The sequence below is a fragment of the Neisseria polysaccharea genome (assembly GCF_963392925.1).
Lineage (GTDB): Bacteria > Pseudomonadota > Gammaproteobacteria > Burkholderiales > Neisseriaceae > Neisseria > Neisseria polysaccharea.
The window spans coordinates 117,745-142,976 of sequence record NZ_CAUJNZ010000003.1 but is presented as its reverse complement, the minus strand read 5'-3'; the positions used below and the strand labels follow the sequence as shown (position 1 = coordinate 142,976).

26 protein-coding genes, 1 pseudogene and 1 riboswitch are annotated in these 25,232 nt (G+C 51.6%); of the genes and pseudogenes, 18 read left to right on the top strand and 9 right to left on the bottom strand.

The features are described 5' to 3' along the window. Positions 1–37 precede the first annotated feature (37 nt). On the bottom strand, positions 38–1,138 hold the full coding sequence (gcvT, locus tag RDY34_RS03215; protein ID WP_308074371.1) for a glycine cleavage system aminomethyltransferase GcvT: 1,101 nt from the start codon (positions 1,136–1,138) through the stop codon (positions 38–40). 214 nt (positions 1,139–1,352) lie between these two features. Further along, positions 1,353–1,449, bottom strand: a riboswitch (glycine riboswitch). A 202-nt stretch (positions 1,450–1,651) separates the two neighbouring features. Here gcvT and RDY34_RS03210 point away from each other — a divergent pair. The 11 genes from RDY34_RS03210 (at position 1,652) to nqrM (ending at position 11,966) form a co-directional block, all read left to right on the top strand. Further along, positions 1,652–2,128 carry an Lrp/AsnC family transcriptional regulator gene (locus tag RDY34_RS03210; RefSeq protein WP_003753890.1) on the top strand — a complete coding sequence of 159 codons (477 nt, stop codon included), beginning with the start codon at positions 1,652–1,654 and terminating at the stop codon, positions 2,126–2,128. A 101-nt stretch (positions 2,129–2,229) separates the two neighbouring features. Beyond that, a complete protein-coding gene (locus RDY34_RS03205) occupies positions 2,230–2,589 on the top strand; it encodes a YbaN family protein (protein WP_003753889.1) in 360 nt (119 codons plus the stop codon). Positions 2,590–2,947: 358 nt separating this feature from the next. Next, a complete protein-coding gene (locus RDY34_RS03200; protein ID WP_308073498.1) occupies positions 2,948–4,369 on the top strand; it encodes a sodium:proton antiporter in 1,422 nt (473 codons plus the stop codon). A 348-nt stretch (positions 4,370–4,717) separates the two neighbouring features. Continuing rightward, a complete protein-coding gene (locus RDY34_RS03195; protein ID WP_308074372.1) occupies positions 4,718–6,061 on the top strand; it encodes a Na(+)-translocating NADH-quinone reductase subunit A in 1,344 nt (447 codons plus the stop codon). A gap of 2 nt (positions 6,062–6,063) precedes the next feature. Beyond that, entirely contained in the window at positions 6,064–7,296 is a 1,233-nt protein-coding gene (locus tag RDY34_RS03190; protein WP_308074373.1) for an NADH:ubiquinone reductase (Na(+)-transporting) subunit B, read from the top strand. Further along, positions 7,289–8,065 carry a Na(+)-translocating NADH-quinone reductase subunit C gene (locus RDY34_RS03185; RefSeq protein ID WP_003753877.1) on the top strand — a complete coding sequence of 259 codons (777 nt, stop codon included), beginning with the start codon at positions 7,289–7,291 and terminating at the stop codon, positions 8,063–8,065. Before RDY34_RS03190 ends, RDY34_RS03185 begins: the two co-directional genes overlap by 8 nt. Continuing rightward, entirely contained in the window at positions 8,065–8,691 is a 627-nt protein-coding gene (locus RDY34_RS03180) for an NADH:ubiquinone reductase (Na(+)-transporting) subunit D (RefSeq protein WP_003709559.1), read from the top strand. The genes RDY34_RS03185 and RDY34_RS03180 overlap by 1 nt, the downstream gene beginning before the upstream one ends. Before the next feature lie 3 nt (positions 8,692–8,694). Next, a complete protein-coding gene (gene nqrE / locus RDY34_RS03175) occupies positions 8,695–9,288 on the top strand; it encodes an NADH:ubiquinone reductase (Na(+)-transporting) subunit E (protein ID WP_002223986.1) in 594 nt (197 codons plus the stop codon). 13 nt (positions 9,289–9,301) lie between these two features. Next, the gene (gene nqrF / locus RDY34_RS03170) at positions 9,302–10,519 is read left to right on the top strand and encodes an NADH:ubiquinone reductase (Na(+)-transporting) subunit F (RefSeq protein ID WP_127202103.1); all 1,218 of its coding nucleotides are present in this window, start codon (positions 9,302–9,304) and stop codon (positions 10,517–10,519) included. A gap of 150 nt (positions 10,520–10,669) precedes the next feature. Then, on the top strand, positions 10,670–11,725 hold the full coding sequence (locus RDY34_RS03165) for an FAD:protein FMN transferase (protein WP_308184457.1): 1,056 nt from the start codon (positions 10,670–10,672) through the stop codon (positions 11,723–11,725). Between the two features lie 25 nt (positions 11,726–11,750). Further along, positions 11,751–11,966 carry a (Na+)-NQR maturation NqrM gene (nqrM, locus tag RDY34_RS03160; RefSeq protein ID WP_002214367.1) on the top strand — a complete coding sequence of 72 codons (216 nt, stop codon included), beginning with the start codon at positions 11,751–11,753 and terminating at the stop codon, positions 11,964–11,966. Positions 11,967–11,973: 7 nt separating this feature from the next. Here nqrM and RDY34_RS03155 read toward each other — a convergent pair. Both RDY34_RS03155 and grpE read right to left on the bottom strand, forming a co-directional pair. After that, positions 11,974–12,132 (bottom strand): annotated as a pseudogene (locus RDY34_RS03155) (IS5/IS1182 family transposase); the annotation flags it as partial. A gap of 62 nt (positions 12,133–12,194) precedes the next feature. Next, complete coding sequence (grpE, locus tag RDY34_RS03150) at positions 12,195–12,773, bottom strand: nucleotide exchange factor GrpE (protein ID WP_301912428.1); 579 nt, start codon at positions 12,771–12,773, stop codon at positions 12,195–12,197. A gap of 182 nt (positions 12,774–12,955) precedes the next feature. On the opposite strand from grpE, the gene cysE reads away from it, so the two are divergent. Beyond that, on the top strand, positions 12,956–13,774 hold the full coding sequence (gene cysE / locus RDY34_RS03145; protein ID WP_002231927.1) for a serine O-acetyltransferase: 819 nt from the start codon (positions 12,956–12,958) through the stop codon (positions 13,772–13,774). Here the strand turns inward: cysE and RDY34_RS03140 are convergent. From RDY34_RS03140 to RDY34_RS03115, 6 genes are all read right to left on the bottom strand, one after another. Further along, entirely contained in the window at positions 13,764–13,904 is a 141-nt protein-coding gene (locus tag RDY34_RS03140; protein WP_192881964.1) for a hypothetical protein, read from the bottom strand. The genes cysE and RDY34_RS03140 overlap by 11 nt on opposite strands. 73 nt (positions 13,905–13,977) lie before the next feature. Continuing rightward, positions 13,978–15,489 carry a ubiquinone biosynthesis regulatory protein kinase UbiB gene (ubiB, locus tag RDY34_RS03135; RefSeq protein WP_308073504.1) on the bottom strand — a complete coding sequence of 504 codons (1,512 nt, stop codon included), beginning with the start codon at positions 15,487–15,489 and terminating at the stop codon, positions 13,978–13,980. A gap of 34 nt (positions 15,490–15,523) precedes the next feature. Then, positions 15,524–15,988 carry a peptidase gene (locus RDY34_RS03130; RefSeq protein WP_196428740.1) on the bottom strand — a complete coding sequence of 155 codons (465 nt, stop codon included), beginning with the start codon at positions 15,986–15,988 and terminating at the stop codon, positions 15,524–15,526. Further along, positions 15,985–16,131: a hypothetical protein gene (locus tag RDY34_RS03125; RefSeq protein WP_003709540.1), complete on the bottom strand. Its 147-nt coding sequence runs from the start codon at positions 16,129–16,131 to the stop codon at positions 15,985–15,987. The genes RDY34_RS03130 and RDY34_RS03125 overlap by 4 nt, the downstream gene beginning before the upstream one ends. A 16-nt stretch (positions 16,132–16,147) precedes the next feature. Continuing rightward, positions 16,148–16,486, bottom strand: coding sequence for an iron-sulfur cluster insertion protein ErpA (gene erpA / locus RDY34_RS03120; RefSeq protein ID WP_002233615.1), 339 nt, complete (start codon positions 16,484–16,486; stop codon positions 16,148–16,150). A 130-nt stretch (positions 16,487–16,616) separates the two neighbouring features. Next, positions 16,617–17,303 (bottom strand): S24 family peptidase, encoded by a 687-nt coding sequence (locus RDY34_RS03115; RefSeq protein WP_308073505.1) that lies wholly within the window; start codon positions 17,301–17,303, stop codon positions 16,617–16,619. Between the two features lie 186 nt (positions 17,304–17,489). Between RDY34_RS03115 and RDY34_RS03110 the strand changes: the two genes are divergently transcribed. From RDY34_RS03110 to RDY34_RS03085, 6 genes are all read left to right on the top strand, one after another. After that, positions 17,490–17,762: a hypothetical protein gene (locus tag RDY34_RS03110; RefSeq protein ID WP_003753852.1), complete on the top strand. Its 273-nt coding sequence runs from the start codon at positions 17,490–17,492 to the stop codon at positions 17,760–17,762. A gap of 206 nt (positions 17,763–17,968) precedes the next feature. Beyond that, on the top strand, positions 17,969–19,897 hold the full coding sequence (gene dnaK, locus RDY34_RS03105) for a molecular chaperone DnaK (protein ID WP_308073506.1): 1,929 nt from the start codon (positions 17,969–17,971) through the stop codon (positions 19,895–19,897). A gap of 223 nt (positions 19,898–20,120) precedes the next feature. Next, positions 20,121–22,040, top strand: coding sequence for a TonB-dependent receptor (locus RDY34_RS03100; protein WP_308184456.1), 1,920 nt, complete (start codon positions 20,121–20,123; stop codon positions 22,038–22,040). Positions 22,041–22,096: 56 nt separating this feature from the next. Then, on the top strand, positions 22,097–23,074 hold the full coding sequence (locus RDY34_RS03095; protein ID WP_308074377.1) for an ABC transporter substrate-binding protein: 978 nt from the start codon (positions 22,097–22,099) through the stop codon (positions 23,072–23,074). Positions 23,075–23,524: 450 nt separating this feature from the next. Next, positions 23,525–24,322: an ABC transporter permease gene (locus RDY34_RS03090; protein ID WP_308074378.1), complete on the top strand. Its 798-nt coding sequence runs from the start codon at positions 23,525–23,527 to the stop codon at positions 24,320–24,322. Continuing rightward, positions 24,322–25,014 (top strand): ATP-binding cassette domain-containing protein, encoded by a 693-nt coding sequence (locus RDY34_RS03085; protein WP_192879943.1) that lies wholly within the window; start codon positions 24,322–24,324, stop codon positions 25,012–25,014. The genes RDY34_RS03090 and RDY34_RS03085 overlap by 1 nt, the downstream gene beginning before the upstream one ends. The last annotated feature ends 218 nt before the right edge of the window (positions 25,015–25,232 follow it).

Genomic DNA, 25,232 nt, shown 5'->3' with positions numbered 1-25,232 from the left:
GACGGCATATGAAATGAAAATGCCGTCTGAAACCGCATCAATTAAACTGTTTCTGACCGTTGCGGACGAACGGCAGCTTCAGTACGCGTACGTCCACTTCTTTGCCGCGAATCAGCACTTTGGCGGTATCGCCGTCAAAGTCTTTCGGCACGCGGGCGATGGCGATGGATTGTTTCAGGCTTGGAGAGAATACGCCGCTGGTGGTTTCGCCTTTGCCTTTGTTGGTCAACACTTCCATATGCGCGCGCAGGATGCCGCCTTTGTCGAGCAACAGGCCGACCTGTTTGACGGTAACGCCTTTTTCTTTCAATGCCAGCAAGGCGGCTTTGCCGACGAAATCGCGGCTTTCGTCTTTCAAATCAACCGTCCAACCCATACCTGCTTCGAGCGGGCTGGTGTCGTCGTCCATATCGTTGCCGTAGAGGTTCATACCGGCTTCCATGCGCAGGGTATCGCGCGCGCCGAGGCCGCAAGGCTGTACGCCTGCTGCTTGCAGGGCTTTGAAGAATGCGACGGCTTCAGTACTCGGCAGAATCACTTCGACGCCGTCTTCTCCGGTATAGCCTGTACGGGCGACAAACCAGTCGTTGCCCAAATCCGCGCCTTGGAACGGTTTGAGGTTGCGGACGACATCTGCCCATTCGGGTTTGACGGTCAGGAGTTTCTCGATGGCTTTCGGGCCTTGTACGGCGAGCATGCCGAGGTCGTAGCGCGGATTGAAGGCAACGCCGAACTCTTGTCCGACTTTGTGGAATTGCGCCGTGTCTTTTTCGCGGGTCGCGCCGTTGGACACGATGCGATATTGGGTTTCAGCTTCATTGGTGCGGTAAACGATCAAGTCGTCAATCACGCCGCCGTTGTCGTTGAGCAAAGCGGAATAAAGGGCTTTGCCGACAAAAGCGAGCTTGGCGACATCGTTGGCAATCAATTTGCGGAAAAAGGCTTTGGCATTTGCGCCTGCTACGTCGGTAACAAGCATATGGGATACGTCAAACATACCGGCGTCGGTGCGCACGGCTTCGTGTTCGGCGATTTGCGAACCATAATGGATGGGCAGCTCCCAGCCGGCAAAATCTACTAGCTTCGCGCCTGCATCTTGATGGGCTTGATGAAATGGGGTGGTTTTCAGAGTAGTCATTCTCAAGTTTCTCCGGATTTTTTGTTCAGATGCCGCCCGCGCACCTGTGCGCGGATGACCCTATCTGTCCTTGAACCTGAGATTTTCGGCCGTATCCGCATGATGGCAAACCAGTCTGCTCACTGCTTTGCGCGGTTGTCTGAATGGTGGTTCAGACGGCCTTCTCCCCTTCGGTGGGCGTATCTTTGGGAAACGCCGCTCTCCAGATGTTTTATTTCAATGTGCAGTCCCTGTTGCCTGAGCGATTTAAGGGCATCTGCGCCTTCGGCGGCTACGCGTAATCGGGTGTAGCTCTCTCCTGCACATTTCCCGATTATGTCTTGAATCGGCGGTTTGGGCAAGCCGTCTTAAAGAGATGCAAACCGACCGCCTCTGTTTTCACATGATTTTCCGAAAACAAAATTTGTCCCGGATGACGGTATAACTTTTTATATGTTAATATGGTCTCCATCTACGCGGATTGCCGCAAACATACGGACAGACAATCCGAATTCCTTAAAACGGAACGCAAATATGCCCCAACTCACTTTAGACAAAACCGATATTAAAATCTTACAGGTTCTCCAGGAAAACGGCAGGCTGACCAATGTCGAACTGTCCGAACGTGTCGCACTTTCGCCTTCTCCGTGCCTGCGCCGTCTGAAGCAGTTGGAAGATGCCGGCATCGTCCGCCAATATGCCGCGCTGCTGTCTCCGGAATCTGTCAACTTGGGACTTCAGGCATTTATCCGCGTTTCCATCAGCAAAGCAAAAGACGCGCGGGAAGATTTTGCCGCATCGGTTCGAAAATGGCCGGAAGTTTTGAGCTGCTTCGCGCTGACGGGAGAGACCGACTACCTGCTTCAAGCATTTTTTACCGACATGAGCGCGTTCTCCCATTTCGTTCTTGACACTCTTTTATCCCACCACGGCGTACAGGATGCCCAATCAAGTTTCGTTTTAAAAGAAATCAAACATACCACATCCCTACCACTCAACCATCTGTTGTAGGAATAAGACCTTCCTCCCCATTTTCCCTACCGGCACGGCGGATAGAAACGGGCGGGATTCTTACAATACCTGTTTGTCTCCGATAAAGACCGGATTGGAAAATGATACGTTATCTATTGATTATTTGCGGCTGCATTTCCCTGCTGTTGGGTATCATCGGCATTTTTTTGCCGCTGTTGCCGACCACGCCGTTCGTACTGCTCTCCGCCGCCTGCTGGGCAAAGGCATCCCCGCGTTTTCACCGCTGGCTGCACCGGCACCGCTATTTCGGTCCGATGGTTCATAACTGGGAACAAAACGGCGCAGTGCCGCGCAAAGCCAAGATTTTCGCCATCAGTATGATGACCGCATCCTGTCTGATGATGTTTTGGCAGTTTCCCCAACGCTGGTGGGTCGGGGCGGTTTCATCGGTTTTTTGTTCCCTTGTCGCCATATGGATGTGGCGCAGGCCCGAATCTTGAATGCCGTCTGAAAGGGATAAGGGCAAACAAACGGGTGGGGCAAACCTGTTTCATTGCAAATATATGTTAAAATAAATTCATTTTTCGTTTTCGATAGATTATTTATTAAAGACATATATTTATTTGTTTTAAATAAAATTATTTATCAAAAAGAACATATATTCCCAAGCACGGCAATCCGCCTTCCCGCCGCCTTCCGGTTTGGGAAACTGGTTTATCCTGATTATTTACTTTACAATCAATCGGAAAACTTTTTTCAAAAACAAACAGGCAGCACAGTCCGCCTATGTCCGGGCGGCACGAAGCCTGTATCACTCCCGCGCGCCGCGCAAGGCAGCGCTTGAATCGAGGAAACACGATGCGCCACCTACCCCTGTTTTCACTAATGCTTTTCCCGGCATCGGTTTACGCCGCAGATTTGGACGGCGCAAACCTAAACCTGCTGTGGGGTCTGCCCTTTGCCCTGATTTTGCTGTCTATCGCATTGGGTCCCTTGTTTTTTTCGCATACCTGGCATCACCATTACGGCAAAATCACCGCCTTTTGGACATTGCTGTTCCTCATCCCGTTCAGTTTGGTTTTTGGCGCGTCCGCCGGTATCCATACCGTCGCACACGCACTCGTTGAAGAATACATCCCCTTCATCCTGCTGCTACTTGCCCTGTACACCATTTCAGGCGGCATTTTGGTTTGGGGCGACTTGAACGGCACACCCAAGCTCAACACCGCCCTGCTTGCCGTCGGCACGGCACTGGCTTCAATTATGGGTACGACCGGCGCGGCAATGCTGATGATCCGCCCTTTGCTGAAAGCCAACCAAAACCGTGTCCACCGCGTGCACATCGTCATCTTCTTCATTTTCCTGGTTGCAAACATCGGCGGCGGCCTGACCCCTTTGGGCGACCCCCCACTCTTCCTCGGCTTCCTCAAAGGCGTAGATTTCATGTGGACGGTCAAACATATGCTTGCCCCCGTCCTGATCAGCACCGTCATCCTGCTTGCTGCCTTCTATTTCATCGACAACCGTTTCTTCAAACAGGAACGCATTGCACAAGATATGCCGGCACAACAGGAAAAACCCGAAAAAATCGCCATCTTCGGCAAATGGAACTTCCTCCTGCTTGCGGGCGTGGTCGGCGCGGTTCTAATGTCCGGCCTTTGGAAACCCGAACACTCGGGATTTGAAATCCTCGGCAGCCGTTACGCCCTGCAAAACCTCGTCCGCGATGTCATCCTGATTGTATTGACCGCCGTATCTATGGCAATCACGCCCAAACAAGTCCGCGCAGGCAACGAATTCAACTTTGAACCCATCGCCGAAGTGGGCAAACTCTTCCTCGGCATCTTCATCACCATCTTCCCCGTCCTGAGCATTCTGAAAGCAGGCGAGGCAGGCGCGCTGGGCGGGGTAGTATCGCTGGTTCACGATACGGCAGGTCATCCGATTAATACGATGTATTTCTGGATGAGCGGCATATTGTCGGCATTCTTGGATAACGCGCCCACTTATCTCGTGTTTTTCAATATGGCGGGCGGCGATGCCCAAGCCTTGATGACGGGGCCTCTGTTTCATACCCTGCTGGCGGTTTCTATGGGTTCGGTATTCATGGGCGCACTGACCTATATCGGCAACGCGCCGAACTTTATGGTCAAAGCCATTGCCGAACAGCGCGGCGTACCGATGCCGACTTTCTTCGGCTATATGATGTGGTCGGTCGCCTTCCTGATACCCGTCTTCATCGTACATACCCTTGTCTTTTTCGTTTTCAAACTGCTGTAAGCACCATGCCGTCTGAACCTTCAGACGGCATTTTAAATTCCGGCATAATCAAATCGATATTCCCCCTTCCGACAATTATAGTGGATTAAATTTAAATCAGGACAAGGCGACGAAGCCGCAGACAGTACAAATAGTACGGCAAGGCGAGGCAACGCCGTACTGGTTTTTGTTAATCCACTATAAAAACGGCTTCCGCAAGGAAAAAAGCAGCAAATCTGACAAACAGGTACAATTCCTGATAAAATCTAACACTTTGCTACATTAATTTATTCAATGCTTTTGATGCCCCGCGACACCGTATCAAAAACACGCCGTTTTTACCTTAACCATCACAAGTAATGCAAATCTATGATTAAAATCAAAAAAGGTCTAAACCTGCCCATCGCGGGCAGACCGGAGCAAGTCATTTATGACGGGCCGGCCATTACCGAAGTCGCGTTGCTTGGCGAAGAATATGCCGGTATGCGTCCCTCGATGAAAGTCAAGGAAGGCGAAGCCGTCAAAAAAGGCCAAGTGCTGTTTGAAGACAAAAAGAATCCGGGCGTGGTGTTTACTGCGCCGGCTTCAGGCAAAATCGCAGCCATCCATCGTGGTGAAAAGCGCGTACTTCAGTCAGTCGTGATTGCCGTAGAAGGCAACGACGAAATCGAGTTTGAACGCTACGCGCCCGATGCGTTGGCAAAATTGAGTAGTGAAGAAGTGCGCCGCAACCTAATTCAATCCGGTTTGTGGACTGCGCTGCGCACCCGTCCGTTCAGCAAAATCCCTGCCGTCGATGCCGAGCCGTTCGCCGTTTTCGTCAATGCGATGGACACCAATCCGCTGGCGGCAGACCCTGTGGTCGTTATCAAAGAAGCCGCCGAGGATTTCAGACGAGGTCTGCTGGTGTTGAGCCGTCTGACCGAACGTAAAATCCATGTGTGTAAAGCAGCAGGCGCAGACGTGCCGTCTGAAAACGCTGCCAACATCGAAACTCATGAATTTGGCGGCCCGCATCCTGCCGGTTTGAGTGGCACGCACATTCATTTCATCGAGCCAGTCGGTGCGAACAAAACTGTTTGGACCATCAATTATCAAGATGTGATTGCCATTGGCCGTTTGTTTGCAACAGGCCGTCTGAACACCGAGCGCGTGATTGCCTTGGGTGGCTCTCAAGTCAACAAACCACGCCTCTTGCGTACCGTTTTGGGTGCGAAAGTATCGCAAATTACTGCGGGCGAATTGGTTGATGCAGACAACCGCGTGATTTCCGGCTCAGTATTGAACGGCGCGATTGCACAAGGCGCGCACGATTACCTCGGCCGCTACCACAATCAGATTTCCGTTATCGAAGAAGGCCGCAGCAAAGAGCTGTTCGGCTGGGTTTCGCCACAACCGGACAAATACTCCATCACGCGCACAACCCTCGGCCATTTCCTGAAAAACAAACTCTTCAAGTTCAACACAGCCGTCAACGGCGGCGACCGCGCCATGGTACCGATCGGCACTTACGAGCGCGTGATGCCCTTGGACATCCTGCCTACCCTGCTTTTGCGCGATTTAATCGTCGGCGACACCGACAGCGCGCAGGCTTTGGGTTGCTTGGAATTGGACGAAGAAGACCTCGCTTTGTGCAGCTTCGTCTGCCCGGGCAAATACGAATACGGCCCGCTGTTGCGCAAGGTGCTGGAAACCATCGAGAAGGAAGGCTGACTATGGGCTTAAAACATTTTCTGGAAAAAATCGAACCGCACTTCCTGCCGGGCGGCAAACATGAAAAATGGTATGCCCTCTATGAAGCTGCGGCGACGATTTTCTACACATCCGGCGCGGTAACGCGCAAAGCGGCGCACGTCCGCGACGCGCTCGACTCCAAACGCATGATGATTTTGGTGTGGCTGGCTTTGTTCCCCGCCATGTTTTACGGCATGTACAACGTCGGCGCGCAGGCATTCGGTGCCTTAACGCCCGATTTGCTGCAACAAAGCATCGCCAACGACTGGCACTACGCCCTTGCCAACGCTTTGGGCATCAATATGTCGTCTGAAGCGGGCGTGTTGGGCAAAATGCTGTTCGGCGTGATTTACTTCCTGCCGATTTACGCGACCGTATTTATTGTCGGCGGTTTCTGGGAAGTTTTGTTCGCCACCGTGCGCAAACATGAAATCAACGAAGGTTTCTTTGTTACCTCGATTCTGTTTGCTTTGATCGTTCCGCCCACGCTGCCGCTGTGGCAGGCGGCTTTGGGTATTTCTTTCGGCGTTGTGGTTGCGAAAGAAGTATTCGGCGGTACAGGTAAAAACTTCATGAACCCTGCGCTGGCAGGCCGTGCCTTCCTGTTCTTCGCCTACCCTGCCAACTTGAGCGGCGATGCGGTTTGGACGGCGGTTGACGGCTATTCCGGCGCAACCGCGCTGGCGCAATGGGCAGCACACGGTGCAGACGGCCTGAAAAACGCCGTAACCGGTCAAACCATCACTTGGATGGATGCGTTTATCGGCAAACTGCCCGGCTCCATCGGCGAAGTCTCCACTTTGGCACTCTTAATCGGCGGCGCGTTTATCGTGTTTGCCCGCATCGCTTCTTGGCGCATTATTGCCGGCGTGATGATCGGTATGATTGCGATGTCTTCGCTGTTCAACTTTATCGGTTCGGACACCAACGCTATGTTTGCCATGCCTTGGTACTGGCATCTGGTCGTCGGCGGCTTCGCCATCGGTATGCTGTTTATGGCGACCGACCCTGTTTCCGCTTCCTTTACCAATGTCGGCAAATGGTGGTACGGCGCGCTTATCGGTGTGATGTGCGTATTGATCCGTGTGGTCAATCCGGCTTACCCCGAAGGTATGATGTTGGCGATTCTGTTTGCCAACCTGTTTGCCCCGATTTTCGACTATTTCGTCGCACAAGCGAACATCAAACGCAGAAAGGCGCGCAGCAATGGCTAAGAAATTCGATAAAGACAGCTTCAGCGGCACGCTGATTGTGGTGTTGGCGGTCAGCCTGATTTGCTCGGTCATCGTGGCGGGTGCGGTCGTCGGCTTGAAACCCATCCAAGAAAAACAAAAACTCCAAGATAAACAAGGCTATATTTTGAGCGTGGCCGGTTTGATGGATAAAAACACCGACATCAGCAAAACCTTTGCCGAGCGTATCGAGCAACGTGTCGTGGACTTGGCGACCGGCGAATATGTGAAAGACGCGCCGAAAGACTTCAGCGCGCGCATCGCAGGCAAAGACCCCGCGCAAAGCATCCGCATCAAACCCGAAGACGATTTGGCAGGCATCAAAAGCCGTGCCAAATACACCGAGGTTTATTTGGTAAAAGGTGAAGACGGCAAAATCGGGCAAATCATCCTGCCTATGCACGGCAACGGTTTGTGGTCTGTTATGTACGGCTTCGTCGCCATCCAACCTGACGGCAACACCATCAATGGCATTACCTACTACGAACAAGGCGAAACCCCGGGCTTGGGCGGCGAAATCGGCAATCCTTTGTGGCAGCAAAAATTCGTCGGCAAAAAACTGTTTGACGGACAAGGCAAACTCGCCCTGCACGTCGGCAAAGGCGCGGGTTCGGACAAAGAACATGGCGTAGATGCCCTCTCCGGCGCGTCGCTGACATCCAAAGGCGTGCAAGGTTCGTTCGCCTACTGGTTCGGCGAAAACGGCTATATCCCCTACCTGAACAAATTGAAATCAGCAGGAGCGCAATAATGGCTGATATGAAACGCTTGAAACACTTAATGTTTTCACCCTTTATCGACAACAACCCGATTGCCTTGCAGGTTTTGGGTATTTGTTCGGCTTTGGCGGTTACCACCAAACTTCAGACGGCCATCGTGATGGGTATTTCCGTCAGTTTGGTAACCGGTTTTTCCAGCTTCTTCATTTCGCTGGTACGCAACTACATCCCCAACAGCATCCGCATCATCGTGCAAATGGCGATTATCGCGTCGCTGGTTACGCTGGTCGACCAACTCTTGCAGGCATTTGCCTACGAATTGTCCAAACAGCTTTCCGTATTCGTCGGCCTGATTATTACCAACTGTATCGTGATGGGCCGCGCCGAAGCCTTTGCGATGAAAGAGCCGCCGCTGGAAAGCCTGATCGACGGCATCGGCAACGGCGCGGGCTACGGGATGATGCTGCTTGTCGTCGCCACCGTCCGCGAACTGATTGGCTCGGGCAAACTCTTGGGCTACACCGTTTTCCAAACTGTGCAGGACGGCGGCTGGTATCAGACCAACGGTCTCTTCCTGCTCGCCCCCAGCGCGTTCTTCATCATCGGCTTTTTGATTTGGGGACTGCGTACCTGGAAACCCGAACAGGCGGAGGAATAAGCTATGGAACACTATTTGAGCCTCTTCATCAAATCCGTCTTCATTGAAAATATGGCGCTATCCTTCTTTTTGGGTATGTGCACGTTTTTGGCGGTATCCAAAAAAGTATCCACCGCATTCGGTTTGGGTGTGGCGGTAATTTTCGTACTCGGGCTGTCCGTCCCTGCCAACCAACTCGTTTACTCGCTGCTCAAAGACGGCGCGATTGTCGAAGGCGTGGATTTGACCTTTTTGAAATTCATCACCTTCATCGGCGTGATTGCCGCTTTGGTGCAGATTTTGGAAATGTTCTTGGACAAATTCGTCCCCGCCCTCTATAACGCGTTGGGCATCTACCTGCCGCTGATTACCGTGAACTGCGCGATTTTCGGCGCCGTATCGTTTATGGCGCAGCGCGAGTATAACTTCGGCGAATCCGTCGTGTACGGCTTCGGCGCGGGTTTGGGCTGGATGTTGGCGATTGTCGCTTTGGCGGGTATTACCGAAAAAATGAAATATTCGGACGCTCCCAAAGGCCTCAAAGGCTTGGGCATTACCTTTATCGCCGCCGGCCTGATGGCGATGGCGTTTATGTCGTTCTCCGGCATCCAGTTATAAGAAAGGGACCGGTATGGAGATTATTTTAGGTATCGTGATGTTTACCGTCATCGTTTTGGTTTTGGCACTGATGATTCTGTTTGCCAAATCCAAGCTGGTCAGCGAAGGCGACATCACCATCAAAGTCAACGGCGAAAAAGAGCTGACGATGCCCGCCGGCGGCAAACTCTTGGGCGCGCTTGCCAACGAAGGCATCTTTATCCCCTCCGCCTGCGGCGGGGGCGGCTCGTGCGGACAATGCCGCGTTGTCGTGAAAAGCGGCGGCGGCGACATTCTGCCGACCGAGTTGTCCCACATCAACAAACGCGAAGCGCGCGAAGGCTGCCGTTTGTCCTGCCAAGTCAATGTCAAAACCGACATGGACATCGAAGTACCCGAAGAAGTGTTCGGCGTGAAAAAATGGGAATGCACCGTCATCTCCAACGACAACAAAGCCACGTTCATTAAAGAACTCAAGCTTGCCATTCCCGAAGGCGAAGAAGTCCCCTTCCGTGCCGGCGGCTACATCCAAATCGAAGCCCCGCCGCACACCGTTGCCTACAAAGACTTCGACATTCCTAAGGAATATCACGAAGACTGGGACAAATACAATTTGTGGCAATACGTTTCCAAAGTGGACGAGCCGATTTTGCGCGCCTACTCTATGGCTTCGTATCCTGAAGAAAAAGGCATCATTATGCTGAACGTGCGTATCGCCACGCCGCCCCCGCGCGTACCTGATGCGCCTCCGGGACAAATGTCGTCCTACATCTGGTCGCTCAAACCCGGCGACAAAGTTACGATTTCCGGCCCGTTCGGCGAATTTTTCGCCAAAGACACCGATGCCGAAATGGTATTTATCGGCGGCGGTGCGGGTATGGCTCCGATGCGTTCCCACATTTTCGACCAGTTGAAACGTTTGAACTCCAAACGTAAGATTACCTTCTGGTACGGCGCACGTTCCAAACGCGAGATGTTCTATGTCGAAGACTTTGACCAACTCGCAGCAGAATTCCCGAACTTCACGTGGCACGTCGCCCTGTCCGATCCGCTGCCGGAAGACAACTGGGACGGCTACACGGGCTTCATTCACAACGTGGTTTACGAAAACCATCTGAAAAACCACGAAGCACCGGAAGACTGCGAATTTTATATGTGCGGCCCTCCGATTATGAACCAGTCCGTCATCAAAATGCTCAAAGACTTGGGCGTGGAAGACGAAAACATCCTCTTGGACGATTTCGGCGGTTAAAACCCAACCTCAAATACAAAAGGAAGAAACCTCGGTTTCTTCCTTTTTTTATCCGATACCGTCCGAACACCCTTCAGACGGCATCGGCATAGAAACATATCGGCCGTTTTGCGATATAATTCAAACCATTTGCCAAAACCGTCAAACACTATGCCGTCTGAAACACGCCTGCCGAACTTTATCCGCGCCTTGATATTTGCCCTGAGTTTTATCTTCCTGAACGCCTGTTCGGAACAAACCGCGCAAACCGTTACCCTGCAAGGCGAAACGATGGGCACGACCTATACCGTCAAATACCTTTCAAATAATCGGGACAAACTCCCCTCACCTGCCGAAATACAAAAGCGCATCGATGACGCGCTTAAAGAAGTCAACCGGCAAATGTCCACCTATCAGCCCGACTCCGAAATCAGCCGGTTCAACCAACACACAGCCGGCAAGCCCCTCCGCATTTCAAGCGACTTCGCATACGTTACCGCCGAAGCCGTCCGCCTGAACCGCCTGACGCACGGCGCGCTGGACGTAACCGTCGGCCCTTTGGTCAACCTTTGGGGATTCGGTCCCGACAAATCCGTTACCCGGGAACCGACACCGGAACAAATCAAACAGGCGGCATCTTATACGGGCATAGACAAAATTATTTTGCAACAAGACAAAGATTACGCTTCCTTGAGCAAAACCCACCCCAAGGCCTATTTGGATTTATCTTCGATTGCCAAAGGCTTCGGCGTGGATAAAGTTGCGGGTGAACTGGAAAAATACGGCATTCAAAATTATCTGGTCGAAATCGGCGGCGAGTTGCACGGCAAAGGCAAAAACGCGCGCGGCGAACCGTGGCGCATCGGCATCGAACAGCCCAATATCATCCAAGGCGGCAATACGCAAATCATCGTCCCGCTGAGCAACCGTTCGCTTGCCACATCCGGCGATTACCGTATTTTCCACGTCGATAAAAGCGGCAAACGCCTCTCCCACATCATCAATCCGAACAACAAACGGCCCATCAGCCACAACCTCGCCTCCATCAGCGTGGTCGCAGACAGTGCAATGACGGCGGACGGCTTATCCACAGGATTATTTGTTTTAGGCGAAACCGAAGCCCTGAAGCTGGCAGAGCGCGAAAAACTCGCCGTTTTCCTGATTGTCCGGGATAAAGGCGGCTACCGCACCGCGATGTCTTCCGAATTTGAAAAACTGCTCCGCTAAACATACAAACCGATTAGGAACCACCATGAAAACCCTGCTCCTCACCTTCGGCATCTTCCTGACCGTCATCATCGGTATGGCGGTCGGCTATATTTTCTCCAAACGCACCATCAAAGGCAGTTGCGGCGGCATTACCGCTTTAGGTATGAAAAAAATGTGCGACTGCGACACACCTTGCGACACCCTGCAAAAAAAGCTGGATGAAGAAAAACAGGCAGGCGGCATACGGGTTGACCGTTAACGCCGGAATATAGTGGATTAAATTTAAACCAGTACAGCGTTGCCTCGCCTTGCCGTACTATTTGTACTGTCTGCGGCTTCGTCGCCTTGTCCTGATTTAAATTTAATCCACTATAAAATGCCGTCTGAAGCCCGACAGGCGGGTTCAGACGGCATTGCCGTTTTACTTCAATCGGTTCATACGCAAAACGCGCTTCAGGAAATAAATCAGATTATTCCCCAGACGCCTTCAGGCTTCCTTCTGTGCCACCGTAACCATAGCCGGGCGCAACACGCGGTCGGACAGGGTATAGCCCTTCTTCATCACGCCGACCACGGTATTGGGTTCCTGCTCACTGGCCACCGCCTGCATCGCCTGATGGATATTCGGATTGAGCTTGTCGCCCGCTTTAGGGTTGATTTCCTTGATTTGCGTGGCATCAAATGCTTTCTGCAACTCGTTCAAAGTCATCTGCACGCCCATTTTCAGCGCATCGAAATTGCCGCTCTGATCCAAAAGCGCCATTTCCAGATAATCCTTGACCGGCAGCATTTCCACGGCAAACTTCTGTCCGGCGAACTTGTGCGTATCGGCAATTTCCTGCTGATGGCGGCGGCGCAGGTTTTGCTCGTTTGCCAAAGCACGCAGCTGCTCGTCTTTCAACTGCGCTTCCAGCTCGGCAATCCGCGCCTGCAAATCCTCATAAGCCGGCTCGGCGGCAGCCTGTTCCTGCACACCGTCCGCATTTCCTACTGTCTCGACGGTTTCCACCGTCTCCACATTTTCAACCGCTTCTTCACTGTTTTGCTGCTGTGTCTGTTCGCTCATATCGTATCCCTTAAAACAAATTGGAAATCAAAATCCGGTTATTACCCGCGCAAGATAAGGACATTTTCAAGAAACTTCAAGCAAAGGCAGGAAATTTCACATCCGCCGCCGAATACCCTACCGCAAAAACCATATAAACGGTAAGATACCGCCGACCTTATGCTTTTCAGACGGCATCCATTATGAAAAAAAACCATTTGAACACAAACGGTTTCGACCTTTGGCACACCATCCGCGAAGAAACCGCTGCTGCTGCCGCCGCCGAACCGATGCTGGCAAGTTTTTTGCACCAAACCGTGTTGCGCCACGAGTCCCTCGGCTCCGTCCTTGCCTACCACCTTTCCAGCAAACTCGGCAGCCCGATTATGGACGTGCGCGCGCTGTTTGAAATCTACCAGCAGGCATTGGGCAGCGATGAGCAAATCAGCAAATGCGTCGAGGCAGACTTAAAAGCCATCTACGAACGCGATCCCGCCTGCGACGAATATTCGCTGCCGCTTTTATATTTCAAAGGTTTTCACGCGATTCAGGCACACCGCATCAACCACTGGCTATACTTAAACGGACGTAAAACGCTGGCCTATTTCCTGCAAAACCGGATGTCTGAAGTATTTGGGGTGGACATCCATCCCGCCGCGCATTTCGGACACGGACTGATGCTTGACCACGCCACCGGCTTTGTTGCCGGCGAAACCGCCGTGTTGGGCAACAATATTTCGATTTTGCACGGCGTAACGCTCGGCGGTTCGGGCAAAGAAGGCGGCGACCGCCACCCTAAAATCGGCGACGGCGTGATGATCGGCGCAAACGCCTCGATATTGGGCAATATCCGCATCGGCAGCAATGCCAAAATCGGGGCGGGCAGCGTCGTGGTTTCAGACGTGCCGCCGTCCATCACGGTTGTCGGCGTACCCGCAAAACCCGTGGCGCGATCGCTCAAAACCCCGTCGGCGGATATGGATCAAAATATCCAGTTTGCCGAAATCGACTTTATGATTTGAATATCCGCACCAATGCCGTCTGAAACGCCAAACGGGCTTCAGACGGCATTGCCCGCTTCAAGCCTGCGCCTTGATATGCCGCCGATGCCGGCACTTGCCAGTCGGACAAAATGCCTTTTATTCGATACACCCGATTCCCACGCAACCGGAAATAACCGGTTTCCTTATAAACGGGCGGAGTCGGGCGATGATTCGGACAAAGCCTATTTCAAAATCAAAATCAGCAGCAAAACAAACGCGATTGCCGCCAGCCACAGGCTTTGCCGTTGCTGCACTTTGACCAAATGAATATAAGCATCACGCATTTCCTGCCGACGCGCCTCATCGACCAAGTCATTGATTTTGCGTGGCAATGAAGGAATGATTTGCGCCCAGTCGGGGGCTTCGTTTTTGAGGTTGCGCCAAAGGGCTTTGGGACCGACCTGCCCGTTCATCCATTTCACCAAAAACGGTTTGGCGGTTTTCCACAAGTCCAAATCGGGATTGAGCTGGCGACCCAAGCCTTCGATGTTGAGCAGCGTTTTTTGCAGCAGCACAAGCTGCGGTTGGATTTCGACATTGAAGCGGCGGCTGACTTCAAACAGGCGCATCAGCACCAAGCCGAAGGAAATCTGCGAAATCGGTTTGTTGAACACCGGTTCGCACACGGCGCGGACAGCCGCTTCCAACTCTTCCGCGCGCGTGTCGGCGGGCACCCAGCCCGATTCGATGTGGGCGGTGGCGACGCGGTGGTAATCGCGGTTGAAAAAAGCGAGGAAGTTGATGGCGAGATAGCGTTTGTCGTAATCGGTCAGCGTGCCGACGATGCCGAAATCAAGGGCGATGTAGCGGTTGTCGGAGGCGACCAGAATATTGCCGGGGTGCATATCCGCGTGGAAAAAACCGTCGCGGAAAACTTGCGTGAAGAAGATTTCCACGCCGTAATCGGCGAGTTTGTGCAAATCGATGCCGTCTGCTTTGAGTTTGGCGATGTCGGCAACCGGCGTGCCGTCCATCCATTCAATCGTCAGCACGTCGCCGGTGCAGTAGTCGTAAAACACCTTGGGCACAATCAGCATATTGCTGTTTTGGAAATTACGTCCGAGCTGTCCGGCATTGGCGGCTTCGCGCATCAAATCCAACTCGTCGTGCAGGTATTTGTCGAACTCCGCCACCACTTCGCGCGGCTTCAGACGCCTGCCGTCTGAAAACAAGCGTTCGACCCAAGCCGCACCGAAACGCATCAGCGACAAATCCTGTTCGATAAGGGGCAAAAGGTTGGGGCGCAAAACTTTGACAGCCACTCGTTCGCCCGAATGCAGGCGGGCTTTGTGTACTTGGGCGATGGATGCGCTGGCGACGGGCTCGGTTTCAAATTCCGCATACAGCTTTTCGATGGGCTGGCCCAGCGATTTTTCGATTTGTTCACGCGAAAGCCGCGCGTCAAAAGGCGGCACTTTGTCTTGCAGCTTTGCCAGTTCGACGGCGTAATCGTGCGGAATCAAATCGGGGCGCGTAGATAATACCTGTCCGAATTTGATGAAAATCGGCCCTAGGCTTTCCAAGGCAAGGCGCAGGCGGACGGCGGGCGGTTCGTTTTTCAATTTGGACGACTGCGGCATCATTTTCAGCAGAGCGCATATCCAACCGCTACCCATCAGCGAAGCGCACAAACCTGCCAGCCGATAGCGGTAAAGAGTCCCGACAATGACCGTCAGGCGTTTCAACCATTTCATATATAAAATCCCGAATACAGCATTTATCGGACAATCAAAAAATCTTACCGAGCAGATAGCCCAAAAAGGCAATCAGCAGCCCGAAAACCAGCGGTTTGATATTGCGGGGCGGCGGTTCGGGTTGCGAAGGTGCGGAAATATCATCTTCCCGCCCGCCATGAAGTTCAAGATATTCGGGCATTTCCCCATCTGCGCCTTCTCCTTCGCCCTCTCCTTCCTCCGGCGGCACGACCGTTTCCAACTCCATATATCTCCGGGTAATAATATCCAAACCCAAATAGCTGAAATAATCATGCAACTCTTCCCGTTTCGCCCAAGTGCATTTTTCCTCAACCAGCACTTGCGGCTTGGAATCGAGCGATTCGATCAATCCTTCCGCCTTTTCTTCGCCGAGATTCTCCCTGAGGCACTCCCGGATAAGCCCGCGATCCACTTGGGGCGGGTAGGAAACATATACATCGTACAAATCGTTTCGGTAATCTTTACTCATCTCAATCATAAGGGAACAAATACGCCTGATACCGTTCCGCCCGTTCCTTTCGGGAAACCCGATTCATCTTCAAACAATCGGATTATATGTGAATTCATCCCGATAATATATTTTCCAAAAGTAAAAATGCCGTCTGAACGTTCAGACGGCATCACACAAACCAAGCGGTCATACGGAAAACGACGATCCGCAACCGCAGGTTGTTTCCGCATTCGGATTGCGGATGACGAATTGCGAACCCTGCAAACTTTCCGTATAGTCGATTTCCGCACCGACCAGATATTGATAGCTCATCGGATCGACCAAAAAGACCAAACCGTTTTTCTCGATTTCAAAATCGTCGTCGTTCTTAATTTCATCAAAAGTAAATCCATACTGGAAACCCGAGCAGCCGCCGCCGTTGACAAAAACCCGCAATTTCAAATCGGGGTTGTTTTCTTCGGCAATCAAATCGGCAACTTTCGTACAGCAGCTGTCAGTAAAGATAATAGGGCTTTCGTCCGACATGGTGTGATTCCTTAATATAATATTTACGCATTCTCTCTCAAACCCCTTGCAAAGGCAAGCGGGGGCTTGTTCCCTGAAAAGAAACTGCCTTACAGATAAGTTTGACCGCTCCCGATTTCAAGCCCCGGACTCAAACCGCCCTGCCGAACCACTCGACCCGCCCGATGATTTCCACATCATCGGCAGGATGATTCAAATTAATTTCAAAAGCAGGGTAAGCCTCGTTGGCGGAAATAACGTTGATTATCCCGCCGGGGACGATTTGCAGGCGTTTGACCAACAGGTTTTCATTAATCCGCAACACATACAGACCATCCCTCGGCGTATTTTCCCCATGATTGACCAAAATCGAATCTCCGTCATTCAAAACCCCCTCCATAGAATCCCCCTTGACGGAAATTACAGACAGGTTTTTCGTATCGCGGGTAACATAATTCTCAATCCAATGCCGTCTGAACGCCATTGTAAATACAGGTTCCTCATGATCGACAAACTGCCCGTATCCCGCAGCCGCCCGAATATCATATCTCGGCACGAAGACAAACTCGTCCGTATCGACTTCATTTCCCAAGGTATCGTAAGCAAGGGATTTTTTTGGGGCTTCATCCGGAAACGGATTACCCTCCCCGGTCAACAGCCAATCGATACTACACCCCTTCAACTGCTTGATTTTTTTCAATGTTTCAGACTTTGGCAGACCACCTTCATTCCATATCCTGCTGAAGCCCGCAATCGTCATTTCAATATCGGATGCGATTTTTGCCTGCCTCGCTTCGCTTTTCCATAAAAAAACCAGTCTGTCTTTAAAGGTTTCCATAAATATCCTTCCACTCCCCTTCATTCAATCATCTAAAGTAAACATGAAATATATTTTACCTTAGTTATCCCAAAAACGGAACAGCTATGATAAACTGAATTTAAAGTATGATTTTTCTTACTCAATACATAATTTTTCAGATTTTCTATAGGTTTAATCCTGAATTGACAGAAAAAGGATAGAAAAATGAAGAAAACCGTCAAATATCTTATCTATACTGCGGCATTTACCGCATTCTGCTTTGCCTTCCAAGAAAACCGTTCTGAAGCCAAACAGCCCGACATCACTTTATCCGCATCCCTGTGCGAACAATTCAACATGCTGAACGCCAAAGATATGGATGCAGAACAAGTCTCCCTTTCCAAAGAATGCGACATCATCGAGTCTTCACACGACTGGGAAAAAGAGTACGGTAACTTGAACGAACAGGAAATGCTCGCCGGCATCGTCTATGAATAAACCTGCCTGCCATTTGAAATATTATGTTGAATGCATTGGAGCCAAATGTATTAAATCAAATATAAAACCAATATATTCATAAAGTTATATACTTATAACCATGCTGTAGCTTGAAACAGCCCGCCGCCCGCCCTATTTACAGCCCATCGGGACAAAATGTTCCAACATATTTCTCAAAATAAGCAAAATCAAATAGGAGTATCCACATGGCAAAAGTAATCGGTATCGACTTAGGTACAACCAACTCTTGTTTGGCCATTTCCGAAAACGGTCAAACCAAAGTTATCGAAAACGCAGAAGGTGCACGCACCACACCATCCGTTATCGCTTATCTGGACGGTGGCGAAATCCTCGTCGGCGCACCGGCAAAACGCCAAGCGGTAACCAACGCTAAAAACACTATTTACGCTGCCAAACGTTTGATTGGCCACAAATTTGAAGACAAAGAAGTCCAACGCGACATCGAATCCATGCCTTTCGAAATCATCAAAGCCAACAACGGCGACGCATGGGTAAAAGCACAAGGCAAAGAGCTGTCTCCTCCTCAAATTTCCGCAGAAGTCCTGCGTAAAATGAAAGAAGCCGCCGAAGCTTACTTGGGCGAAAAAGTAACCGAAGCCGTGATTACCGTCCCTGCCTACTTCAACGACAGCCAACGTCAAGCTACCAAAGACGCAGGCCGTATCGCCGGTTTGGACGTAAAACGCATCATCAACGAACCAACCGCAGCCGCTTTGGCATTCGGTATGGACAAAGGCGACAACAAAGACCGCAAAGTAGCCGTATATGACTTGGGCGGCGGTACTTTTGATATTTCCATCATCGAAATCGCCAACCTCGACGGCGACAAACAATTCGAAGTATTGGCAACCAACGGCGATACCTTCTTGGGCGGCGAAGATTTCGACCAACGCCTCATTGATTACATCATCGCTGAGTTCAAAAAAGAGCAAGGCATTGATTTGAAACAAGACGTGATGGCATTGCAACGCCTGAAAGAAGCTGCCGAAAAAGCCAAAATCGAATTATCCAGCGGCCAGCAAACCGAAATTAACCTGCCGTACATCACCATGGACGCAACCGGTCCGAAACACTTGGCCATGAAAATCACCCGTGCCAAATTTGAAAGCCTGGTTGAAGACTTGATTGCCCGCTCTATCGAGCCTTGCCGCACCGCATTGAAAGATGCAGGCTTGAGCACCAGCGACATCGACGACGTGATTTTGGTCGGCGGTCAGTCCCGTATGCCGAAAGTACAAGAAGCCGTTAAAGACTTCTTCGGCAAAGAACCGCGCAAAGACGTAAACCCTGACGAAGCCGTTGCCGTAGGCGCAGCGATCCAAGGCGAAGTATTGAGCGGCGGCCGCAGCGACGTATTGCTACTGGACGTAACTCCTCTGTCTTTGGGTATCGAAACCATGGGCGGCGTGATGACCAAACTGATTCAGAAGAACACCACCATCCCGACCAAAGCGTCGCAAGTGTTCTCTACCGCCGAAGACAACCAAAGCGCAGTAACCATCCACGTACTGCAAGGCGAACGCGAACGCGCTTCTGCCAACAAATCTTTGGGTCAGTTCAACTTGGGCGACATCGCACCCGCACCTCGCGGTGTGCCGCAAATTGAAGTTACTTTCGACATCGACGCCAACGGTATCTTGCACGTTTCTGCCAAAGACAAAGGCACTGGCAAAGCGGCCAACATTACCATCCAAGGTTCTTCAGGTTTGAGCGAAGAAGAAATCGAACGCATGGTGAAAGATGCCGAAGCCAATGCCGAAGAAGATAAAAAGCTGACTGAATTGGTCGCTTCCCGCAACCAAGCCGAAGCCCTGATTCACTCTGTGAAAAAATCTTTGGCCGACTACGGCGACAAACTCGACGCAGCCGAGAAAGAAAAAATCGAAGCCGCGCTGAAAGAAGCCGAAGAAGCAGTTAAAGGCGACGACAAAGCAGCTATCGATGCCAAAGCCGAAGCTTTGGGTGCAGCCAGCCAAAAACTGGGCGAAATGGTTTACGCTCAAGCGCAAGCCGAAGCCCAAGCAGGTGAAAGCGCACAAACCAATGCTTCTGCAAAGAAAGACGATGACGTCGTAGATGCCGACTTTGAAGAAGTAAAAGACGACAAAAAATAATTGATGCCGTCTGAAAAAACGCGAACTATTCGGTTCGCGTTTTTTTCAATTGCGATAAAAAACAATAGCATGACAGAGGTTCCAAATTCATCTACCGTGATATTCCCAAGCCCAAGTTCTAACTGTTGTATCGGTTATCTGGAAATTTTTTATATCATTTTCTTATTTACTTAAATTTTTTTTAATAGGATAATAAATAATAATTATTATCATGAGATAAGAAATGAAACTAAATACTCTCACATGGGCTTTGATGACCGTTTTTTCCGTTGCTCCGTCTTGGGCAGAACAACTGGCAAATACTGAAGAAATACAATCCGTCAAAACCTTCTCCCCTCCCAAACCGATTGCCCTGACCGCAGCGCAAGGCTATTTCCCCGAAAACCAATTCGACCGCACCGACCGCAGCGATCATTACTTTGTTACCGAAAACATAGACCAAGCCTTCCGTCCGTTGAAGACAAACAGCGGCTTTTACGGCAAAAGTTTTTACAACTCCGTTACCGCGCAAGCACGCGGGGCGAATATTTACGGCGTGACCAACCTCAATCACACCAAAGCCAACGGTTATAAAGACGGCGGCGGGCGCGATACCGATTGGAAATACAGCCGCTTCAATCAGGCTTTGGTACTCGGTTTCGTGCCGTCTGAAAATCAAGAATACCGCCTCACTTATCTGCACAACGACATCAACAACGACCGCCAGCCGCAGTTCGTCAACGACGCATTGGATACCGAACGCCACATCGCCAAACTCAACGCGCGTTGGGGTAATGCCGATTTGAGCAATACGGTCAGCGCGGAAGCAGGCGTCATCAAACTCAAACGCCGCGCCGACAATTACTCCCTGCGTCAAAACAATACGCAGCAGCAAGTGTTCGTAGAGCTTGACCGCAAAGTGTACGACTTCTCGCTCAAACACGATGCAGACTTCGGCAAATTCCACAACACCGCCGCCGCCAGCTACCGCAACGACAGCCAAAACGGCGAGCGCAACGCCCACACTCCCATGCGCGACTTCCTCAACGGCTACCGTTTCGCCGATGTTCACCTCGACCGCTGGCGCATTGCCGATACCCTGTCTTACAAGTTTGACGACCGACACAAACTGGGCTTGGGCTTAAGCTACGAACTCAACGAAGCGGACATTCGCAAAAATACGGCACAGCCTGAAAACCCAATAAAACCCGGTTTCCCCTTCGCCTCATCACAACAAATCTGGAAAACCCATTACGGCTACGACTTCAACGGCAAAGTGCGCCGTCATGCCTTCTCAGGCGAACTCAAATACGATTTCACGCCGTCTGAAACGCAAAAATACAGCGTTTCCCTTGCTCACTTAGAACGCATCGGCGACAACACCGAACGCTTCAACTCGCTTGCTGCCATCGTACAAAACCGCATGAACGGCGCGCTGATGAACCCAAACCCAACCGCTGCCATCGCAGGCAATCCCCTGCTGAAAACCGAAAAACACAACCGCATCAAGCTCACCGCCGACAGCCGCAACGACTACTACAACGGCTATATGAACTCGCTCGCAGGCGCGGGCTGGAACGTGGGCGGCACACTTGTGGCGGACAAAGTCAAAGACCTGATTATTTTTGACCGCGCACACGGACAAAGCGGCACTGCTTCCAAAGGCGGCGGCATCATCACACGCAACGTGGACGCACGATTGTTTACCGCGCAGGCCTACGCGCGTTACAACTTCAATCCGCATTGGGCGGCAGGCATCAAAGCCGCCTACAACTATGGGCACAACGAAACCGACGGCATGCCGCTCTATCAAATCCGTCCGTTTGAAGCAGCCGTCCAAGCCGACTACAAAAACTACTTTGCCCACGGCAGCTACAACATCGGCACCGCAACACGTTTTGTCGCCAAACAAACGCGCGGCGATTTTGATGCCGCAAGCGGTCTGGGCATAGATAAACGCGAAGCCGCCAAAGGCTTTACCGTTGCCGACGTGTATGCCGGCATGAACATCAAAGACAAATACGGCTTGCGCTTGGGTGTGAACAACGTGTTCAACAAAAAATACGCCGAATACATCAGCGGCGACCACGTCCTCGCCCTGTCGCCCAGCGTGGTGTATGCACCGGGCAGGACATATTGGTTGAGTTTGCACGCGGCATTTTAAAACCATGCCGTCTGAAAAAATGCCACACCGGCTTATTAAGAATTAGGAGATAAAAAATGGAACTGAAAAGACGTGATTTCTTAAAAATGACCGCCGCGCTGGCAGCCGCAGGCGTTTCGCCTTCATTGTTGGCTGCCGGTAAAGAACAATTTACCGTGTACGGCGCACCGGCAATGCCCAGCGTTACCATCGCCGTAGCGGCGTTGCAAGGCAAGCTGGCAAAGCAGGCGGACGTGTCGCTGAAAATCTGGCGTTCGCCCGACCAACTGCGCGCGGGCGTGGCGAGCGGGCAATTTAAAGTGATGATGAGTCCGAGCAATGTCGGTGTAAACCTGCGCAACCAAGGGCAGAAAGTCGGTATGGTAAATATTTTGACCAACGGCATCACGCAACTGATGTGCAAAGGCAGCGCGATTGCCTCGCCGCAGGACTTGGTCGGCAAAAAAATCCTCGTGCCGTTTAAAAACGATATGCCCGACATCGTGCTGCAAGCCTTGTTGAAAAAACTGAAAATCGACGCACACAAAGTCGGCATCACTTACACCGCCACGCCGCCCGAAGCAGTCGGACTGTTTTTAAGCAAAGACTACCACGCCGCCATCCTGCCCGAACCGATGGCGACCGCCAGCCTGCTCAAAGGCAAAACCATGGGCGTAAACGTCGTGCGCGGCTTTGATTTGATAAAAGCATGGGGACAGGCGTTTGACACCAAACCGCTGATTCCGATGGCAGGCATCATCGCCAACGAAGAATATTTCCACGCGCACAAAGCGCAGTTCGAACTCTTCCATCAGGATTTGAAAAACGCGCTCAACTGGATACTGGCCAACCGCCAAAGCGCGGCGAAAATCGGCAAAAACTACCTCCCCGCCCCCGAACCCGCCCTAGTCATGGGCTTGGACGGTGCGCGGCTGACGGTAACCAAAGGCAGCGAAGTGAAGGACGAGATTTTGAAGTTTTACGAAATCCTGATGCAGTTCAACCCGAAACTTCTGGGCGGCAAGCTGCCGGATAACGGGTTCTTCTTGGCTTAAAAGGAGGAAAGAGGCCGTCTGAAAATAGTGGAGTAACCATGAAATCTGACTTGTCATTTTCAGACGGGCTATAAGGACATTATCAGCAGCGTAGATCAGATTCTTGAATCCGATATTTCGGCTAAACTGGGCTGTCGGATACGAGTATCCGATCTACTCTTTTCAGACGGCCTATCAGATAATAGTTAGAACAGTACACAAAAAGCCGTCATTCCCGCGCAGGCGGGAATCCAGTCTCTGATATTGCAGGAATGTTTTAAAATTGCAGCAGTGTCAAACTTCTGGATTCCCGCCTGCGCGGGAATGACGGCGGGTGGTAACCGTGGGTCAGACTCCGGCATCCGACTTTACGGCATAGCTGAACAAACTGTCGGATACAAATATCCTGATAACTGATTTTTCAGACGGCCTATCCTTGCCAAAACATAACGACAAACCAACACCCAAACCATGATTAAAACCGACAAAATCCGCAAACCGCAGCCTGCGGTGTTTTACATCATCGACTACCTTTGGAGCGGCTTTGCCGGTCTGAGTGTGGCGATGGTGGTGGTGGCGTTGTGGGCATGGGGCAGTGCCGTGTTCGGTGGGTTTATGCTGCCTGAGCCGGTGGAGGTGTTTCAAAAGTCTTTGGATTTATTGAAACATTTTCAGGAAAACGAAATCGGGATTTCGCTGTGGCGGTCGGTGGTGGGGATTTCGGTTGCGCTGGCGGCGGGATTGGCGGCGGGGCTGGTAGCGGGCAGTTTTAAGACGGCGATGGCGTTGCTTAAGCCTGTGATTACGATTTTGTTGGCGATGCCGCCGATTATTTGGGTGGTAATGGCTCTGTTTTGGTTCGGTTTCGGCAATCCGAGCGTGTTGTTTACCATCATTGTGTTGGTTGCACCGCTGACGTTTGCGAGTGCGGCAGTCGGGATGGCGAGCGTGAACAAGCAGCATGAGGAATTGTTTGACGCTTATAAATTGGGCCGTCTGAAAAAAATCCGTTATTTGTATATCCCGCACCTGACGGGCTATGTGATTTCCAGTATCGGCGTGGCGGCGGCGATGGGGGTGAAGGTGGTGATTATGGCGGAACTCTTGGGCGCGAGCGAAGGCGTGGGGGCGCGGATTGCGGATGCGAGGGCGATGTTGGAAACTTCGACGGTGATGGCTTATGTGGTGTTGGTCATTGTGTTTGTGTCGCTGTTTGAATACCTGATTACCAAGCCTTTGGAAATTTTGTTTATGCCGTGGAGGAGATGATGCTCTGTCTTGAAAACGTGCGTTTTGAAATTCTCCGCGACCCCATCGTGCGCGATTTCAGTTTGAACCTGCAACATGGCGAAGTGAAAGCCTTGTTCGGGCCGAGCGGCTGCGGCAAGACGACGGTTTTGCGGCTGATCGCGGGCTTGGAAACGCCGAAATCGGGCACGATACGCAATACTTTCCGCAAAACGGGTTTTCTGTTTCAGGAAAACCGCCTGCCGGAAAACTTGACCGCGATGCAGAATATCGCGATTTTTATGGACAAACCCGATGAAGGAGAAATCATCGCGCTGGCGGCGAAAGTCGGGCTGACTGCGGGCGATTTGAACAAATATCCGACCGAATTGTCCGGCGGTATGGCGAAACGGGTGGCGTTTTTGCGCCTGCTGCTGTGCGGCTGCGACCTTGCCTTGCTGGACGAGCCGTTTGTCGGTTTGGACCGCGATTTGCGCGATATTTTGGTCGCCATGCTGGTGGAAAAAATCGAGCGGCAGACTATGGCGTGTATGCTGGTAACACACGACCGCTTTGAAGCCTCACGCCTGAGCCATGAAATCATGCTGCTTTCCACTAAGGGCATGAACGTGCAAAACGTGATAACCCTGCCCACACCGCTGTCCGAACGCGATTCGGCTTTTGAAGAAACCGTGGTGGCAAGGAAGTTTCAGGGGATTCATTATTATGAGTGATGGGATTTGAGTGTCTGACGAATCGCCCTCTCCCTAACCCTCTCCCACGGGGAGAGGGGAACAGGTTGCTGAAAATCAGAGAACCGTAGAATTGAGAATCGGATGGCAGGCAAACCTGAAAATGTTCGGGTTTGACAACCCAATTCCCCTCGCCCCGTGGGGGAGGGCAAGTAAGCCGTAGGCTTGCCTCTTCGGCGAAAGGTACGAATTTGTTGTCC